The following is a 16,297-nucleotide window of genomic DNA, read 5'->3' as shown; positions in this document are numbered from 1 at the left end:
GCTCGTCGGCAGAGGCTGCAAATCCACGCAGAGCAGGGACATCAAGAGACTTCCCAGACAGGCTTCACGATGGAAGGAACCGCCCGACAATGGACACTCATAGATTCGACATCAGCGAGCACCTGCATAGCGAAAAGGACATCGCGGACTATCTCAACGCCGCCACGGACGAGGGAGGCACGCGCCTCGTGCAGGCCGCTCTCGGCAATGTCACCAAGGCGCGCAGACGAATCAGCCAGACATCCAATGACACCGGCACAGCAGAAGCGGACTATACAAGGCATTGACAGAAAACGGCAATCCCTCATACGAAAACATTGTCAGCATAGCCAAAAGTCTGGGAATGGACATCAGATTCGTCCACTCACACCACTGACCAGACACGCAACAAGCCCAGCAGAACGACGATTTTTGGCGCAATATCAAACGTGAAGCTCAAGAATTATATGACTGCCAGGCCAAGAACATCGACACTTTCCGCTGCTCACCATGCACAAGAGCAAGTTCAAAGCGATATGATGTCTTAGATATTTCTTGACATTGTTGGCTTGCCCGTATGGTTGCGGTGCCAACGTAGTGTGCTTCTGGCAGTGGGTTTGGGGCACTGGCGGCAGATGTCCTTGCTGGTCGAAGAACTCGAAGAATACTTGCTCTCAATTCGTTCTGCATCCCAATTTTTCCGTAACGCTCTTCCAACAACACGAACTCTTGATGGACACATATCGGGGTGTGAGTCGCATCGACCATCTCTTTGTCAGGAATAGCTCGGTAACGATCACTGACTTTCATAACCCTGTGCTCCATGCTGCCGCCACAAGAGCGGTGCAATGTCTAGACACCCGACATGGTACCGTATGTCTGCCACGCATATCCACATATTCGAACCAGCAGACCCCACTGAGCTGCAGAAACTGTCAGGAGAGGCTATACTCTGCCTGATTCATGGCGCTGAGGATTCTCTGCGGGGTTATGTTGGGCACTGCTCTGCAGAACGAGAAGGACGGATCTGCAGCAGCTTCCGCCACAGTCCGCCATTTCTCAGCAGAGGGTGTCATGCCCATGTCTGCGAATGAATGCGGTAGCCCGATCGAATCATAGAATGGTAGGAGTCTTCTAGCTTCACCGGTCTTGTCTTCGACCAGCAGCTGCACGATTATCCCATAGGCGACTTTGGCACCATGCACCACAGGCGATGATTCTGGAAGCAGAGTGAGCGCATCGTGCATCGCATGAGCTCCAGAGGCTCGGGCACGCACTCCTCCGAAGCCTCCGACAGTTCCCCCGAGACCGATGATGGCATCGATGACGTTGTTCACATGCTCATTGATTAAGCCCGTCTGCAGAGAAGATACGGCATCCTTGCTTTCCTCAATGATGACGGAGCGAACGATGGAGGCAGCTTGCTGTGCGAGCCGATCGAAAGTACTCAGCTGCTCGCAACGAGCAAAAATAGGCGCAGATTCATACCATTTGGCCAGAGTATCGCCTATTCCACCTATGAAATATTCAACCGGACTCGTCGCAATCAACTGCGGGTCGACTATCAGAATGTCGCTGTTGCTGGCGTGCATGGGTGCATTCACATACCGGTGCTCTTCGTCATAGTTGACCGAGAACGCAGAATATGCGGCACATGTTGCCGCCATTGTGGGGACCATGACGATGCTGCAATGCAAGAGAGCGGCAACGTTCTTGACCGTGTCTGAAAGCTTGCCAGCACCGATGGCAACAACGACGTCTGCGCCTTCAACCTGCTGAGCCAGCTGATGAGCGTTACGCAAGGTGGCGCTGCCGTCGTAATGAAACACCGGGTAATGCGGTTCGAAGGTATCAGCATACCTTCTGAAGGCTTGCCATGATCGTTCGCCGGTGATGATTGCCGGATGATGATACTGCTGAAGATATTCGTCAAGGTTGCGAACCTCCCCCGCGATGTTGACATATCGGTCTGGGCCGGAACGGATATCGCCATCATGAACGCCAAAAGCCACTGTTTCTCACCTTGTCTCATTGTTCAGGCATGGTCTGTCAATTTCGCTGATTCTGCCTAGTTTGTCTAGTTTGCTGATTTTACCGATTTTGCCGATTCGTGCAGCAGCTTCCTGAAGCCTTCGCTCGTCCGTGAGCAGGCTCAGACGAACATATCCCTCGCCATATTGGCCGAAGCATTCCCCAGACATCGCCGCAACATGCGCATGCGAAAGCAACTCCTGGGCAAATTGGCTGCTTGACTGATTCTCAGGAACTCGCACCCATACAAACACCGATCCTTTGGAATCGAACACCGATAATCCAGCAGCTTCGAGCCCTTGCATAAACAGCTTGCGCCTTCTCGCATATATCAGCGAAAGTTCATGAACCGAATGCTGGTCACTGAGCAGGGCTACAGCGCCAGCATCCTGCACTGCTCCCGTTGGACTCGAACAGAGTTGATGATGATATTCCCGTATCTCTCGCATCAGCTCTGCAGGACCTGCACAGAATCCTAAGCGCCATCCAGCCATGGCATACATTTTTGACATGCTCACGATTTCAATCGCACAGTCCGATGCACCGGGCGTAGCCAGCAGACTGATAGGACGATTGCCTTCTGATTCAAGTCCCGCATAGGCGAAATCGTTGGCAATGATGACATGATGCCGATGTGCGATATCAACCAATCGTCGGAACAGGTCTCGGGTTGCGAGCGCGCCCGTGGGATTATTCGGATAGTTCAGCAGCAGCAAGGTCGCAGCATTCCAGGTTTCTTCGTCAACGCTGTCGATATCAGGAAGAAAATCAGTTTCAGCAGTACTCGCGATGGTGACCATCCGAGCACCTGCAGCATCAGCCAAAGCCTGATACGGCGGATAGTATGGCCCGACCGCAAGCATCACGTCGCCACGCTTCAACAGGCATTGCGTCACAGCCGTCAGCGCTACCCCAGCTCCACAGGTGGCAAGAAGCTGCGTGTCCCATTGCACGCTTACGCCATGCTGACTCTTGTACCATTGCTGTGCCGCTTGGAGCAGAACCGGTTTGCCGTCAAACGCTGAATACCTGTTGTTTTCAAGCAAATGCAACGCTTCCTGACCTGCTTTCACAATGAATGCAGGTGTTGGCAGATCAGGGTTCGCCTTGCTCAAGTCAATGACATCGATGCCTTGCGATTGGTATCGCTCAATCTGAGCGTCCATCACCGAGAAGGGATTGGCCGGAAGATTCGACGAGGAACCCAGCGTGAAGTCTAATGGAGAATCCGTCGTGGAATCATCGTAAGTCTCACGCAACGCCGGCTTTCCCTGTTGTTGCGTGAGAATGTGCTCATCGTAAGTCATCGAAAACTTCTCCCTTTCGCCTTGCTGTTCATGCTGCGAACCTAGTACTGTGCTTCATCCTCAGGCGACTGCTCGCCTGCTGTTACCGCGAATGGCAGATGGTTTCTTTTGGATGGGATCGGGCATGTGCAGAATATCGAAAAGGCGCAGGGATAGTTGATTGCATAGTTGAAATCGATGGCTTCCAGATCATCCAGGCTGAGCGCGTCAAGCTGAAGGACGCGCCCTATCGCGTAGCTTTCATTTCCGCTGGTTTCGTCGGAAAAGAATATGCTGGCATGTCCGAAGACGTTGGACACGACCAGGGAATGCTGCTGGCCTTCATGGCTGAAGTTCACGTAGCCGAGAATCGGATATGATTGCAGCACCGTGGTGACGACCGAATCATGAATGTCAAGATCCCTGTTGTGGTTTCTCGTAAACGATGCTTCGATACGCCATTTTCGATCCAGAGGGAACTGGGGTATTCCTCGAAAGTCACGCCGACTGGGGCTTGCAGGATCCTTCACGCGAATCCAGAAACGGTGAGCGTCCTGGTGCACCAGATCAGTCTGTGAGTTCACTTCGATTCGAAGATCACGATAGTGGAGATAGGCAAGCGCCTGTTCGCCGAAATTCTCCGGTGTGAAGGCAATCGCCTCGCGGATTGTTGTGCCGGCATTGATGACGGGAACGGAGGCTGCAAGATCGGGTTCGTATCGGAGCACATCATCATGAGCCGACCATCGGCCCGGTATGCCTTCGATTGTTTTGTTCTCTCCTTCGGCAACCCATGTGATCGAGGTCGGTGCGAGATAACCATGTGGGGATGTCAGTTCCTCGATTCGCTGATCGTGCCACATGTTCCATTGCTGAACATAGTTGTCTGCCAGCACTGCGCTATGAATATCGAGACTCATGATGATCTGCTCCTCTTGTTGATTTACGATTGCTTGACTGGACGCTTTTTCACGAAGACGCTACTTGCTGAAGAACGGAATGTTGCTGTTCTTCTTGATTTGCTCAGCCACCGCTGAAGTGTGGTATGCATCCACGATTTTCTTATATGTTGCATTGTTCTTCTGGTCCGTGTTCGCAACGATCACATTCACGTAGGGTTTGAAGCTTTTCGAAGTGGCTGATATCTTCGGTGCGTACAGTGCGTCGCTTGGTTTTTTGCCTGCGTCCAACACGAAGTTGGTGTTGGTGATGCCCGCTGCATAATCAGGGAGCAGGTTCAGAATCGATGCCGGATCATTCGGCACGATCACGATGCCGCTGGGATTGCTTGCAACGTCATCGACGGTTGGGTTGTCGGCTGAGCTGTCTTGTAGCTTGATGAGCCCTGCTGAGTCAAGCACTTTGAGCGCTCTCCCTAGGTTCGTTGCATTATTGGGTATGGCAACCTTGTCCCCTGCTTTGAAGTCCTTCAGGCTTGAGTATTTGTCCGAATAGAGATTGAAGGGAGAAATGTAGGTGTTGCCAATGACCGTGAACTTATAGCCCTTGTCTTTGATCTCCTGATTCAGGAAGGCATAGTGCTGGAAAGCCGTGATATCGAGCTCTTTGTTTGACAATGCCTGATTGGTGTAGATGCCATCCTGGAAGGTCTTGTATTCCAGCTTGATATTGGCATGCTCCTTGTCGAGCTGCGCTTGCACTGCCTTCCAGACGTTGTCGTCCGAATTGCCCACCAGTCCGACCTTGACGACCGTTTCTCCGCTCGCCTGTGAATTCTGATAGGCAAAGGCACTGCCGATTATTGCAATGACCACTACTACTGCCGCAAGAATCACGTACAGGGTTCGTTTCGCACGCACTTTGCTGCGATCTTTCGTTGTTGTTGCCATGATTGTCTCTTTCTTCTCTTCTGTATTGCTTGTGGTTATGAATGGTTACTTAGATTATGAAAAAATGCCTCGGTACTGAATAGCTGCTTGATGATGAGATGGCGCTGCTGGCTGTCTGCATGCTCGCTGCTAGTGCTGCGAAATTTCGACCAGCAGCCTTCCAACCCATTCGATAAGTCCGATAAGCAGGACAAGGACGATGATGGTGGCATAGGTTGCATCCAACATGTATCGCTGATACCCGTATCGGATGGCGAAATCTCCGAGACCGCCGCCGCCAACGATGCCCACTATTGCCGTCAGACCTATCAGACTGACCAGCGTGATGACGCTCACTCGGATAATCGAAGGGATTGCTTCGCGCAAATAGATGCGGAAAACGATCTCACCCGTTCCCATTCCCATGGCTTCTGCAGCTTCGATGAATCCTGCGTCTACGCCAGCGAGCGCCGACTGTATCTGTCGGGTGAAGAATGGCGTGATGCCGACGACCAATGGAAATATGGCACCCTGCGTGCCGATTGCAGTGCCCACAATCGCTCTGGTGATTGGAACGAGCGCTGCGGCCAGAATGATGAACGGGATGGAGCGGAATGTGTTGACGATCTTATCCAGAACATTGAACACCACGGCGTGAGGCGTAAGCCCATGTGGCTGCGTAAGAATCAGTATCACGGCAAACCCGCAGGCCAGAACGAATGAGATGATCCCGGCCACGCCAACCATGACGAGTGTCTGCACGAAGCTGTCGAAGAATTCCGGCAATCGCGCCATGACATTGGGAAACAGGTAATCAAGCCAGCTCAGCATGTTTCAGCACCTCAATTCTTATATCGCGGTTTTTCAAGAATGTGATGGCTTCGCGTATGTCAGCCTGTTCGCCTTTGAGAATGACGACGAGTCCTCCCAAGGGAGCATTGTCAACCACGTCGATATCTCCAAAAATGATGTTCGCATCAATGTTGAATTGGCGAGAAATGGTTGAAATAAGCGCGAAGGACACCTGTTTCGAAACATATTGCATGCGCAGCAGCATCTCTCCGGGATGCAGGGCGACCAGCGGGGAATCATGCTCGATAAGCGAGCTTATCTTCTCCAGATTCGATGTCGTTTCGATGAAGGATTTCGTCAAGCTTGCCTGTGGATTCACGAACAGGTCAAATACCTTGCCCTCTTCGACGATGGAACCGTCGGCGATTACGGCGACTTTATTGCAGATCTGCTTGATCACGGCCATCTGATGGGTGATGACCACAATCGTGAGTCCGAGACTGTCGTGCAGCTTGCGCAGCAGATCGAGTATCGACTGTGTCGTATTGGGATCGAGTGCGCTTGTTGCCTCATCGCTGAGCAGAATGCTGGGATTATTCACCAAGGCGCGGGCTATGGCGACTCGCTGCTTCTGCCCACCTGACAGTTCGCTGGGGTAGCTGTGTGTTTTGTCGGCCAGACCGACGAGATCAAGGAGTTCAGCGACTCGGCTCTCGCGCGTGGTCTTGTCCTTGCGGTCGCGAAACGCAAGCTCGACGTTGCCTGCAACGGTTCTTGACGGCATGAGATTGAATGATTGGAAGATCATGCCAATGTCTCGTCTGAGCAGACGTAGATCGCTGCGGTTCAAGCTGCCGACCTCTTGCGAATTCACGGTAACCGTGCCGGAGTCATAGTGTTCAAGGCCGTTGATGCAGCGGACCAAGGTGCTTTTGCCAGCGCCCGATAGCCCCATGATTCCATAGATGTCGCCCTGTTCAACCCTGAGGTTGACTGATTGGAGCGCTGTCTTCTCCCCTTCTTCACTGGAAAAGGTTTTGGTGAGATTGCTGATGGCTATTGCTGGTGGCACTGCCATATCCTCCTTCATTGTGCTCTCGGAAATCAGCGGGCAAGTTCTAGAACGTTGAGCACATCATCCCCGTCGAGCGGCGAATAATTGCCGACGGTTTTGGTATTGCCATGTGTCAGATGTTCTGCGATGCCTGCAAAGTCGTCCGGTTCAATGCCGAGTTGCGAAAGTCTGGTAGCGAGGCCGAGTGAGCTGAAATACTCTTCCAAGGTGTTTGCCAGAAGTTCCGCCAGCTGTTTCTCGTTCGCATCGTAAGGGTCCGCATGCAGTGCCCGAACGGCGAGTTGCGCGTATCGTTGCGGCTTTCGGTTGGAGACATATCGGATGATGGAGGGCAGAATGGCTGCGATGCCTTCTCCATGAATGACGTCGAACTGACCGCCGATCTCATGTTCCAGGCGATGCGTGGTCCAATCGTTTTCAGACCCCGTGGCGAGGAAGCAATGGTTGTACATGACGGCAGAGAGCCAATGCAGTTCGGTTCTGGTCTGCAGGTCTTCCGGATTGCTTGCGAATCGTCTGCCGGCATTGAGCGCTGCAACGAATCCGCCTTCCAGCAGGCGGTCAGCAGATTCTATATGCGCCTTGTCGGTGAAATAGGGTTCGAGGAATCCCACGGCAAGATCAGCGACGGCTGCTGCCTGAGAGCGATACGGTGCGCTGCGGGAATATGCGGGGTTGACGATGGCGAACTTTGGCACTATCACGTTCGTTTCGAGAGCACGCTTATCATGTCCCAGTTGCAATACGGCACAGTCGGACAGTTCGGAGCCGCTGCCTGGGATCGTGGATATGACTCCAACGGGCAAGGTGTCGTGTGGCTGCGCTTTTCCAACGAAGAAATCCCAAACGTCATGGTCATAGAGAGCGCCGACCCCAACGGCCTTTGCCGTATCGAAGGAACTGGCCCCACCTGCAGCAAGAACGAAATCGACATGGTGTTCGCGGGAAGTCTGAATCAATTCACGCACCAGCTCTATGCGCGGATTCGGAACGACGCTGCCGGATTCAATGAGCTCGGCACCGATGCGAGACGCTGCTTCGACGACGAGCTGGCGAATGCCCAGATCAAACACATAGTCACCGCTGTACACAAAAAGAATCGAATGTGCCTGATTGGCTCTCAACAAACGTTCCAGATTGGACTCAGCACCAACTCCGAACACCAGTTCTGCCTTGCTTGAGAATGTGAACGCCATGGAACGAAACCCCCTTGAAACCGACAAGCTTTGTATTGGTGCCTGAGTGTATTCGGGGCGTAAGTTGCACTACAAGCTCAGCGTTATACTCACAATCGATAGAGGGTTATCATGCCAAGTTCCATAGCCGAAGGATGGCTCAGAACTCGAGGGAAATCGTATACGGAAACAGCAAATTATCTCACTATTCGGACATATTTGTGAGACATAGTGACCCACACATCGTTGTGACAGGGCGCTGGGACAGACCGTTGGGACAAATCGTTGTGATAGATCGGTGGTGTAGATTGCCGACATAAATCACTGAAATTAATTGCGGAACCAGCTTGCTGAGACGACTGCTGCTGGTGTGGCCGTGCAAAAAAGCACTCACCTATGCGCAAAGGAGCTACACACGCCCCGACGCGACGTTGGGTATCGAGTTTTGTTGCCTTTTTCAAGTATCAGAGTGCAAAAACCGCCTACTGCTGACGCGAATAAACCGAATTCAGGCACTCATACTTCAAAAAGGCAACAAAACTCAAATCCTCATCCCAAACTGCCGACTTTTGCCTCGTCAGATGGCAAGAATCAGATCATTTTCGATGCTTTTCACGAATATTGACCGAAATTTGCATCGGCGAACCTTCGAATCCAAATTCTTCACGCAGGCAGCGCTCAATGTAGCGGCGATATCCATGCTCGAGGAATCCTGTTGCGAAAATAACGAAACGAGGAGGCCGGGTCGAAGCCTGCGTGGCAAAAAGAATCCTAGGCTGCTTTCCGCCTCGCAACGGGTGAGGGTGCGCGGCCTGAATCTTACCCAGAAATGCATTGAGCTTACCGGTTGGAATACGCTTGTCCCACGATTCCAAAGCAGTGTTCATCGCATTGGTCAGGCGATTCGTATGCCATCCGGTCAAGGCGGAAAGATTCACACGCTGAGCCCAGGTAACACGCTCAAATTCAGTCTCCCACAAGCGTTCCAGTCGTTTTCTGCCAAATTCATCTAGCAGGTCCCACTTATTGAACACGAGTACGATTGCTCTGCCGGCATCAACTGCCTGACTCATGATCTTCAGATCCTGATCGGAGATTGGCTGCGAGACGTCGAAGAGGACAAGCGCAAGTTCGCTTCGTTCAAGAGCAGCCTGAGTGCGCAGACTTGAATAGTAGTCAGCACCAGAAACCTTATGCATGCGCCGCTTGATTCCAGCCGTATCGATGAAGAGCCAATCCTCGTCATCGATGTTCACGACTTCATCGATGGGGTCTCGCGTCGTCCCCGCCAAATCGTTGACAACTGCCCGCTCTTCCTGGGCAAGCTGATTCAGAAGCGATGACTTCCCCACGTTGGGACGACCGACAAGAGCCACACGTCGCAGATGGGTTGGAGTGAGCAATCCCGAAGTGTGCTTGGTCTTGGCCAGCGTATCCATGGCAACGTCGAGCAGTTCGCCGATGCCACGCCCATGCATGGCTGAAATCGAGTACGGCTCCCCCATGCCAAGTTTCCAGAACTCAGCGGCAAGATATTCTGAATCGCCACCGTCGATCTTATTGACTGCCAGCACGATTGGCTTGCCTGAAGCCCGCAGCATCGTGACGATTCGTTCATCGCTTGCAGTCAGACCGACCTGGCCATCCACGACAAGCACGACGGCATCTGCGAGGTGAACCGCTATCTCGGCCTGAGAGGCAACAGCCGAGTCAATGCCCTCAACGCCGGTTTCCCATCCCCCGGTGTCGACAATCTTGAAATTCGTGCCCGCCCATTCTGCATCGTAGCTGACTCGGTCACGGGTAACGCCTGGCGTATCTTCAACCACGGCGACACGACGGCCGAGTATTCGATTGACCAGCGTTGACTTGCCGACATTCGGTCGTCCGACGATGGCAAGCACCCCAACCTGCTGACGCGTCTGGCTTGCAGGAGCTTCGCCAGTCCCCGAGGATGCAATCAGATCACGGTCAGCATCTTCAAGGTCGTAGCCTTCAAGATTCGACGCGTAATCCTCATATGAGCGTGCTTCCTCGGCATCTTCGACAAGCTTGATCAGCACCTGCAAGGTCTGTTCGAAGTCCATGTCGGAATTATCGACGGTTGTCACGCCATCGGAAGCCTTCAGGAAGCTTGTGACCTTGGAATCCGCCTTGTCGCGCGCTAGAACGTCATCATTGCCAACGCCCTGAACTGCCTGTCCGAGTCTACGGGCTTCGCGAACATCTTCACGGGCGGTGAGCAGAACGCGCACTTCGGCGTGTGGAGCAACAACGGTGGTGATGTCACGACCTTCGGCCACAATTCCCGCGCCATGAGAGAAGGATTCCTCATCGGCTTCACCCGCGATATATGCTTTCTGAGCTGCAATAAGCACATGTCGGACTGGTATGATGCCGGACACCTTGGACACACGGGATGACACTTCCGAGGAGCGAATCGCCTCTGAAATATCCTGCCCATCGCAATGGATTCCGGGATTGTCAGGGTCGAGACTGATGTCGATATGGCTGTCTGCGAACAGTGCAGCCACGGTCTCGGTCACCTGCTGTTCATCGAGTTCCGGGCTGTCCAGATCAAGACCTTGATCCATGCACCACCAGGCGCTTGCACGATACATGGCACCGGTATCGAGGTATGCAAAGCCAAAATGCTTCGCCAACGCCTTGGAAGTCGATGACTTGCCGACTCCTGCAGGGCCATCGATTGCTACGCGAATCATAACTCAACCGCCTTTTCCAAAGACTTCAGCTCAACCTGTGACATGACTCTGAAGGATCCTGGTTTGACATCGCCCAACTTGATGGGTCCAATCTGCACGCGCACGAGTCGCTTTACTGGGAAACCGATGGCGGCGAACACCCTGCGAACGATGCGGTTCTTCCCTGAATGCAGAATAACCTTGATAATCGTATGCTCGCGATTCTGATCGATAATCGCGCAGTGGTCGAAGGAAATCACGCCATCTTTCAACCGCACGCCCTGAGTGACGAGTCGACGGCAGATATTGCCGCCGATTTTGCCCTCAATCGTGGCAATATAAGTTTTCTTGACCTGATATTTCGGGTGCATCACATGCTGTGCGAGTTCCCCGTCATCGGTCATCAGTATCAGACCTTCGGAATCGTAGTCCAGCCTGCCCATGTGGAATACGCGCTCGTATTTGTCGCCTATGATATCGCGCAAGGTAAAGCGTCCCTTGGGGTCATCCATGGTTGACAGTACTTTTTTGGGCTTGTTCAGAATGAGCGTGATGTGACGGTCATTCAAGTGAATTCTTGAACCATCGACTCGAATCTGCTGGTGCTTGGGATCAACGCGAGAACCGAGCTCGGTTATGAGTTCTCCATCGACTTCCACGCGACCTTCGGTGATGATCTGTTCGCATTTCCTGCGCGAACCGAACCCGGCTTGCGCCAGAACCTTTTGCAGACGAATCCCGTCTTCGTTTTGATCGTTTGCCTTGAAGGCATGTTCATATGAGTGAGGCATCGTTCTCCCAACGTGGCCACTTGGTGATGCTCGACAAGCATCATTGACTTGTCAACAATACCGATAGAGCAGTACAAGTTGAGACTGCTATCATGACAAGCGTACCTTTCTATGAATTTATACAGCATTAAGGAAATGTAATGTCAGAAAACCTCAATCAGGTTTATTCCACAAGCACTCCTGCGCCCAAGACCCATATAGCCGTTCGCGCTGGTGCTGAATTCGTCGGCACATACTTCGTATGCGCCATGCTTTTCATCGTTGGCACTCTCGGTCAGGTTCTCTACGGCGCAAACACACTACTCATCGCCGTTGCCACAGCCGCTTCGTACGGCATTGTCAGTGCGATTCTGGGCAAGCTTTCCGGCGCTCACTTCAACCCGGCAGTCACCGTGGCGGCACTGTTCACTGCGAAGATCACCTGGCTTGATGCGCTGCTCTATGTGGTGGCACAGCTTGTTGGCGCAATCGCTGCAGCTGCAACTGTCGTGAGCATTCTGCCATCATCGTCGTCGATTCCCGACAAGACATGGCTGACTTACGTGGTCAATGGCTTCGACAAGGGTTCAGCGTCCAACAGCATTCTTGCCCAGACAGAAATCTCATTCAACATCACGATGGCAATCGTCGTTGAACTGATCGCAAGCATTGTCGTCATTGCCGCTGCCATACGAACGCTTCATGCCGATGGCGAGCCAAAGGCCAACCATTCACTCGTCATGGGCATCGCATACGGCATTGGCGCTGCAGTGACCTTCCCCATAACCGGTGCAAGCATGAATCCTGCTCGTTCAACCGGCATTGCGCTGATTGCACAGAACAAGGGTCTGACACAGTATCCATTGCAGCAGCTTTGGATTTTCTGGGTATGCCCACTGCTTGCGGCTGCCATCGTATCCCTTGTCATCATTTTGCTCAACATGTTGAATGCTGCTCAGACCAGCGAGTCGATTGCTGATGGCGTTGCCGATGATGACGTGGTCGATGATGATACAGCCTCAGAAACAGCGGAAGACTATGCAGATGAAGACGAAGCCCCTGCAGAAGATACTGTTTCAGACAGCACAGTTTCAGACGACTCAGTTTCAGACGACTCAGTCTCAGACAGCACAGTCTCGGAGAACACTAACAGTGCAGAGACAGAGTCTGCCGAGGCTGAGGAAACAGCGCAGGAGTCAGAGCATGAGCCAGACGCTGAAGAAGGTAACGAGGAGTCCGATTCCCCAGAAGATACTGATAAAGGCGTCAAATCCAACTGAACGCACTTTCCAGGGGCTGCGCTGACGTAGCGTGATTCTCATCAGCCCAAGCATGATGGCCGCAACCGATATGATTATCGTTGCGGCCATTTGATATCGCAAAACAGCTGCAATCATGCACATCGCTACGATTGCAGCCACAATCCATTCAAAAAATGGCTTTCCTTCGTGACTTTCGGAAACGAATGGGTGCTCATGCAGCGACACCGGTTGATTGCCATGAGAATCATCTTGAGATTCATCGCGAAATCCATTGCGAGATCCATCGTGGGAATCATCGCGTATCTTGGCATCATCCTGTGATTGGAAAGCACTCATAATCTCTCGTTTCCTCATATTGAAGGTTGGTCCCTCATTGATGGTCAGTGGAAGAAATGACGAGTTCCTGTCACATACATCGTGACTCCTGCCTTCTTGGCAGATTCGAACACAAGTGCGTCTCGTATGGATCCACCTGGCTGAACGACAGCCTTGACACCGGCATCGGCCAGAATTTCGAAGCCATCGGGGAATGGGAAGTAGGCGTCGGATGCCGCAACCGCATTCTTTGTGCGGTTGGCTCCATCAGCAAGCGTGTTGGCTCGTGTCACGGCCAATTGGCTCGAATCCACACGATTGACCTGTCCCATGCCAATGCCGACCGTGGCCTGATCGCTGGCGATCAGAATGGCGTTGGACTTGACTGAACGAATGGCGCGCCAAGCAAATTCTAGATCACGCATCGTGGCATCGTCTGCCGCTTTTCCGGCGACAAGCTGCCACGAGTCTGCGCTATCACCAGGGGCATCGCTCATATCCTTGCTTTGAACCAGCAATCCCCCGTCGATTTGACGGAGCTGGTGTTGGACCTTCGGCGGGTTGGCGACCTTGAGAATACGAAGATTCTTCTTGGTCTGCAACAGTGCCAACGCTTCTTCGTCGTATGCAGGCGCAACGATGACTTCTGTGAAAATCGGTTTGATCTGCTGTGCCATCTCCAGCGATACGCGGGCATTCGCAGCGATGACGCCACCGTAGGCGCTCATGGGATCGCAGGCGTGGGCTTTGCGGTGTGCCTCTGCAACCGTTGCGCCGATTGCGAGACCGCAGGGGTTGGAATGCTTGACGACGGCAACGGCGATTGCTGGGGCAAAGTCCCATACGCTGCGCCATGCAGAATCAGCATCGACATAGTTGTTGTAGCTCATGGGCTTGCCGCCAAGCTGTTCGGCGTGTGCAAAGCCAATCTGATCGAGAGGGTCAACATACAATGCGGCTTGCTGATGCGGGTTCTCCCCATATCTCAGGGTATGCGCCAAATCCCAGGTACGAGAGATGGTCGGGGCAAATTCCGCGATTGCATGGCCTTCGCCAGCATCGGATTTCAGCGTCTCTGGCTTTGTCCAGCGCGATGATGTCCATTCGGCTATGGTCGCGTCGTAGGAAGCTGTCTGCGCGAAGGCCTTTGCAGCAAGCCATTCGCGTTCCTCAAGACTGAAGCCCTTGCCATGCTGCACGCGGTCCGCAGCAAGAGCGTAATCCTCAGGGTCGGTGATGACGGCGACGGAGCCGTGGTTCTTGGCTGCACCACGAATCATGGATGGCCCGCCGATATCGATCTTCTCGATATCATGGGCTTCGTCCGCACCGGATCGCACCGTGTCGGCGAATGGGTACAGGTTGACCACAACCATATCGAATGGTTTGATGCCGAGCTGTGCCAGCTGACTGCGGTGTTCAGGGTTGGTCATGTCGGCAAGAATGCCTGAGTGAATATGTGGATCGAGTGTTTTCACACGACCGTCAAGGCTTTCAGGGAATCCTGTGACCTGTTCGACGGGGGTGACGTTGACACCAAGTTCAGCAAGCTTCTTGGCCGTTGAACCGGTGGAGACCACCTCTGTTTCGGCTTCCTTGAAGGCCTGTGCAAGAACTTCGATGCCTTCCTTGTGGAAGACTGAGACCAAAGCTCGGTGAATTGGACGATAACTGTCTGGCATTATTAATCCTCCTTGGCGTTGGTATCAGCTTCCTTCTTGCTGCTACCCAAATTCTCTGCATGTACAAGAACCGTCGTGGACGTTTCACTGCTGCCATAATCCTTGCTGCTGATAACTCTGGAATGGTCCCCGATGGATGCTGACACGTTATTAGTGTCATGCAGACTTTCGACATCAATCTCTTTCGATGCTTCGGCACGACGTTGAATGCTCATCAGCACGATATGTATGCCAAATTTGAACGAAATGATGACGACGACGAGAATCCACGCCACTGTGAATCCCAAAAAGGTAGGTTGAGCGACGCTGCGAGTCGCTTCGAGCGTATTCACTCCAACGTGCGCCAGACGATCCTTGCCCAAGGGCCCATTGGTCACGCCAAAAAGGCTCAGAAAGCTCAAGACCATGAGCGTAGCGGTGATGCACAGGGCACCTATCGGATAGCTCAGTCTGATAATCGCCTGTTTCCAAGTGATGTCATCGCATTTGCCGGTGATCAGTGTCCATGCGTCGCAGCTTCGTGGATGAACAATCACGACGAGCGCAGCGACAAAGCCCAAGGTCATCGGAAGCGTAAGCAGCATCGTGCGAATCACATCATTGCTGACCTGATCGGGAAGCAGACCGAATGCTGGAATTGGTGGTAGATCAGTCGACTTTCCCAGCCACATGCTGAAGTATCCAGCATCTCCGATCTGAAAATTCGATCCGCTCACCCACGCAAGAGCCCACATGCACAGATTGGGAATCCACATCAGTGACGCGATGCTCGTCAGTATGCGCGATCCCATGCCCATATTGAGCAGCGCGAAAAGGCGCGCCATCACCTGGTGATTCACCACCATCCAGTAGATGCAGGTACCTAGCGCTATGGCTATGAAGAGCGCGGTTACCGCCAACCAGGTGATGACACCGATACGAATGATCAGACGAATCTGGCTTGGAACATGCTCGCGATAGAACGAGAGAAGAGCTTGTATCTCTTTCCAATTCGAAATGTCTGCAAGCAGATAGCCAAGGGAAAAGACCAATGCTGTACGTATAACATGCGATATCGTCGAGCCGCTCAAGTTCACGGCAGTGTTCTGAACCAACAGCAGATTCAACACTATCCATGTCAGCAATCCAGCGCAGTATCCCGGCAGGGATGTACCAAAGCGCTGTGCCAGCTGCCGTATCAGAGCGATCAGCAACAGTGTCAGCAGCAGCGGTACTACCCCAAGCGTAAAGCTGCCCGAGTTGAACCCTATGCCTTGGGAGAGTAATACCACTGCGCCGGTAAGCGACACGGTGCTATCCGAAAGATTGGCTCCGCCCTCTTCCATCGAGATGACAAGCAGGGTCAGAGAAATAAATGACACCATGGTTACGGCGAATATGGCCATTGCTGCTACAGCAA

14 protein-coding genes are annotated in these 16,297 nt (G+C 52.9%); 2 read left to right on the top strand and 12 right to left on the bottom strand.

All coding sequences use genetic code 11. The features are described from left to right. Positions 1-89: 89 nt before the first annotated feature. Positions 90-287: a DNA-binding protein gene (locus QN215_RS04625; protein ID WP_369344924.1), complete on the top strand. Its 198-nt coding sequence runs from the start codon at positions 90-92 to the stop codon at positions 285-287. Between the two features lie 148 nt (positions 288-435). Here QN215_RS04625 and QN215_RS04620 read toward each other — a convergent pair whose 3' ends face one another. The 10 genes from QN215_RS04620 to QN215_RS04575 form a co-directional block, all read right to left on the bottom strand. Continuing rightward, the gene (locus QN215_RS04620; protein WP_369344923.1) at positions 436-789 is read right to left on the bottom strand and encodes a hypothetical protein; all 354 of its coding nucleotides are present in this window, start codon (positions 787-789) and stop codon (positions 436-438) included. A 125-nt stretch (positions 790-914) separates the two neighbouring features. After that, positions 915-1,991: an iron-containing alcohol dehydrogenase family protein gene (locus QN215_RS04615; RefSeq protein ID WP_369344922.1), complete on the bottom strand. Its 1,077-nt coding sequence runs from the start codon at positions 1,989-1,991 to the stop codon at positions 915-917. Between the two features lie 6 nt (positions 1,992-1,997). Further along, positions 1,998-3,317 carry an aminotransferase class I/II-fold pyridoxal phosphate-dependent enzyme gene (locus QN215_RS04610; RefSeq protein ID WP_369344921.1) on the bottom strand — a complete coding sequence of 440 codons (1,320 nt, stop codon included), beginning with the start codon at positions 3,315-3,317 and terminating at the stop codon, positions 1,998-2,000. Between the two features lie 41 nt (positions 3,318-3,358). Further along, positions 3,359-4,216, bottom strand: coding sequence for a DUF1684 domain-containing protein (locus tag QN215_RS04605; RefSeq protein ID WP_369344920.1), 858 nt, complete (start codon positions 4,214-4,216; stop codon positions 3,359-3,361). A 60-nt stretch (positions 4,217-4,276) separates the two neighbouring features. Continuing rightward, a complete protein-coding gene (locus tag QN215_RS04600) occupies positions 4,277-5,146 on the bottom strand; it encodes a MetQ/NlpA family ABC transporter substrate-binding protein (protein ID WP_369344919.1) in 870 nt (289 codons plus the stop codon). 129 nt (positions 5,147-5,275) lie between these two features. Further along, positions 5,276-5,956, bottom strand: a complete 681-nt coding sequence (locus QN215_RS04595; RefSeq protein WP_369344918.1) for a methionine ABC transporter permease — start codon at positions 5,954-5,956, stop codon at positions 5,276-5,278. Continuing rightward, positions 5,940-6,995, bottom strand: coding sequence for a methionine ABC transporter ATP-binding protein (locus QN215_RS04590; RefSeq protein WP_369344917.1), 1,056 nt, complete (start codon positions 6,993-6,995; stop codon positions 5,940-5,942). The genes QN215_RS04595 and QN215_RS04590 overlap by 17 nt, the downstream gene beginning before the upstream one ends. Positions 6,996-7,021: 26 nt before the next feature. Continuing rightward, entirely contained in the window at positions 7,022-8,188 is a 1,167-nt protein-coding gene (locus tag QN215_RS04585) for an iron-containing alcohol dehydrogenase (protein WP_369344916.1), read from the bottom strand. 575 nt (positions 8,189-8,763) lie between these two features. Beyond that, positions 8,764-10,890 (bottom strand): bifunctional cytidylate kinase/GTPase Der, encoded by a 2,127-nt coding sequence (gene der, locus QN215_RS04580; protein ID WP_369344915.1) that lies wholly within the window; start codon positions 10,888-10,890, stop codon positions 8,764-8,766. Next, a complete protein-coding gene (locus tag QN215_RS04575) occupies positions 10,887-11,660 on the bottom strand; it encodes a pseudouridine synthase (RefSeq protein WP_369344914.1) in 774 nt (257 codons plus the stop codon). Before QN215_RS04575 ends, der begins: the two co-directional genes overlap by 4 nt. Before the next feature lie 140 nt (positions 11,661-11,800). Here QN215_RS04575 and QN215_RS04570 point away from each other — a divergent pair, with 140 nt between their 5' ends. Further along, a complete protein-coding gene (locus QN215_RS04570) occupies positions 11,801-12,919 on the top strand; it encodes an MIP/aquaporin family protein (RefSeq protein ID WP_369344913.1) in 1,119 nt (372 codons plus the stop codon). A gap of 362 nt (positions 12,920-13,281) precedes the next feature. Here the strand turns inward: QN215_RS04570 and purH are convergent, their stop codons facing one another. Both purH and QN215_RS04560 read right to left on the bottom strand, forming a co-directional pair. Continuing rightward, positions 13,282-14,898 carry a bifunctional phosphoribosylaminoimidazolecarboxamide formyltransferase/IMP cyclohydrolase gene (gene purH / locus QN215_RS04565; protein WP_369344912.1) on the bottom strand — a complete coding sequence of 539 codons (1,617 nt, stop codon included), beginning with the start codon at positions 14,896-14,898 and terminating at the stop codon, positions 13,282-13,284. A 2-nt stretch (positions 14,899-14,900) separates the two neighbouring features. Continuing rightward, on the bottom strand, positions 14,901-16,262 hold the full coding sequence (locus tag QN215_RS04560) for a DUF6350 family protein (RefSeq protein ID WP_369344911.1): 1,362 nt from the start codon (positions 16,260-16,262) through the stop codon (positions 14,901-14,903). Positions 16,263-16,297: the final 35 nt, after the last annotated feature.

The sequence above is a fragment of the Bifidobacterium sp. WK041_4_12 genome (assembly GCF_041080795.1).
GTDB classification, from domain to species: Bacteria; Actinomycetota; Actinomycetes; order Actinomycetales; family Bifidobacteriaceae; genus Bombiscardovia; species Bombiscardovia aquikefiricola.
This window is presented reverse-complemented; position numbering and strand designations above follow the sequence as displayed.

Excerpts from the sequence above, each read along its gene's own strand:
- QN215_RS04570 (WP_369344913.1), top strand. The coding sequence starts at position 11,801 with ATGTCAGAAAACCTCAATCAGGTTTATTCCACAAGCACTCCTGCGCCC.
- QN215_RS04560 (WP_369344911.1), bottom strand. The coding sequence starts at position 16,262 with ATGGTGTCATTTATTTCTCTGACCCTGCTTGTCATCTCGATGGAAGAG.
- der (WP_369344915.1), bottom strand. The coding sequence starts at position 10,890 with ATGATTCGCGTAGCAATCGATGGCCCTGCAGGAGTCGGCAAGTCATCG.
- QN215_RS04595 (WP_369344918.1), bottom strand. The coding sequence starts at position 5,956 with ATGCTGAGCTGGCTTGATTACCTGTTTCCCAATGTCATGGCGCGATTG.
- QN215_RS04620 (WP_369344923.1), bottom strand. The coding sequence starts at position 789 with ATGAAAGTCAGTGATCGTTACCGAGCTATTCCTGACAAAGAGATGGTC.
- QN215_RS04625 (WP_369344924.1), top strand. The coding sequence starts at position 90 with ATGGACACTCATAGATTCGACATCAGCGAGCACCTGCATAGCGAAAAG.
- purH (WP_369344912.1), bottom strand. The coding sequence starts at position 14,898 with ATGCCAGACAGTTATCGTCCAATTCACCGAGCTTTGGTCTCAGTCTTC.
- QN215_RS04575 (WP_369344914.1), bottom strand. The coding sequence starts at position 11,660 with ATGCCTCACTCATATGAACATGCCTTCAAGGCAAACGATCAAAACGAA.
- QN215_RS04610 (WP_369344921.1), bottom strand. The coding sequence starts at position 3,317 with ATGACTTACGATGAGCACATTCTCACGCAACAACAGGGAAAGCCGGCG.
- QN215_RS04605 (WP_369344920.1), bottom strand. The coding sequence starts at position 4,216 with ATGAGTCTCGATATTCATAGCGCAGTGCTGGCAGACAACTATGTTCAG.
- QN215_RS04585 (WP_369344916.1), bottom strand. The coding sequence starts at position 8,188 with ATGGCGTTCACATTCTCAAGCAAGGCAGAACTGGTGTTCGGAGTTGGT.
- QN215_RS04600 (WP_369344919.1), bottom strand. The coding sequence starts at position 5,146 with ATGGCAACAACAACGAAAGATCGCAGCAAAGTGCGTGCGAAACGAACC.
- QN215_RS04590 (WP_369344917.1), bottom strand. The coding sequence starts at position 6,995 with ATGGCAGTGCCACCAGCAATAGCCATCAGCAATCTCACCAAAACCTTT.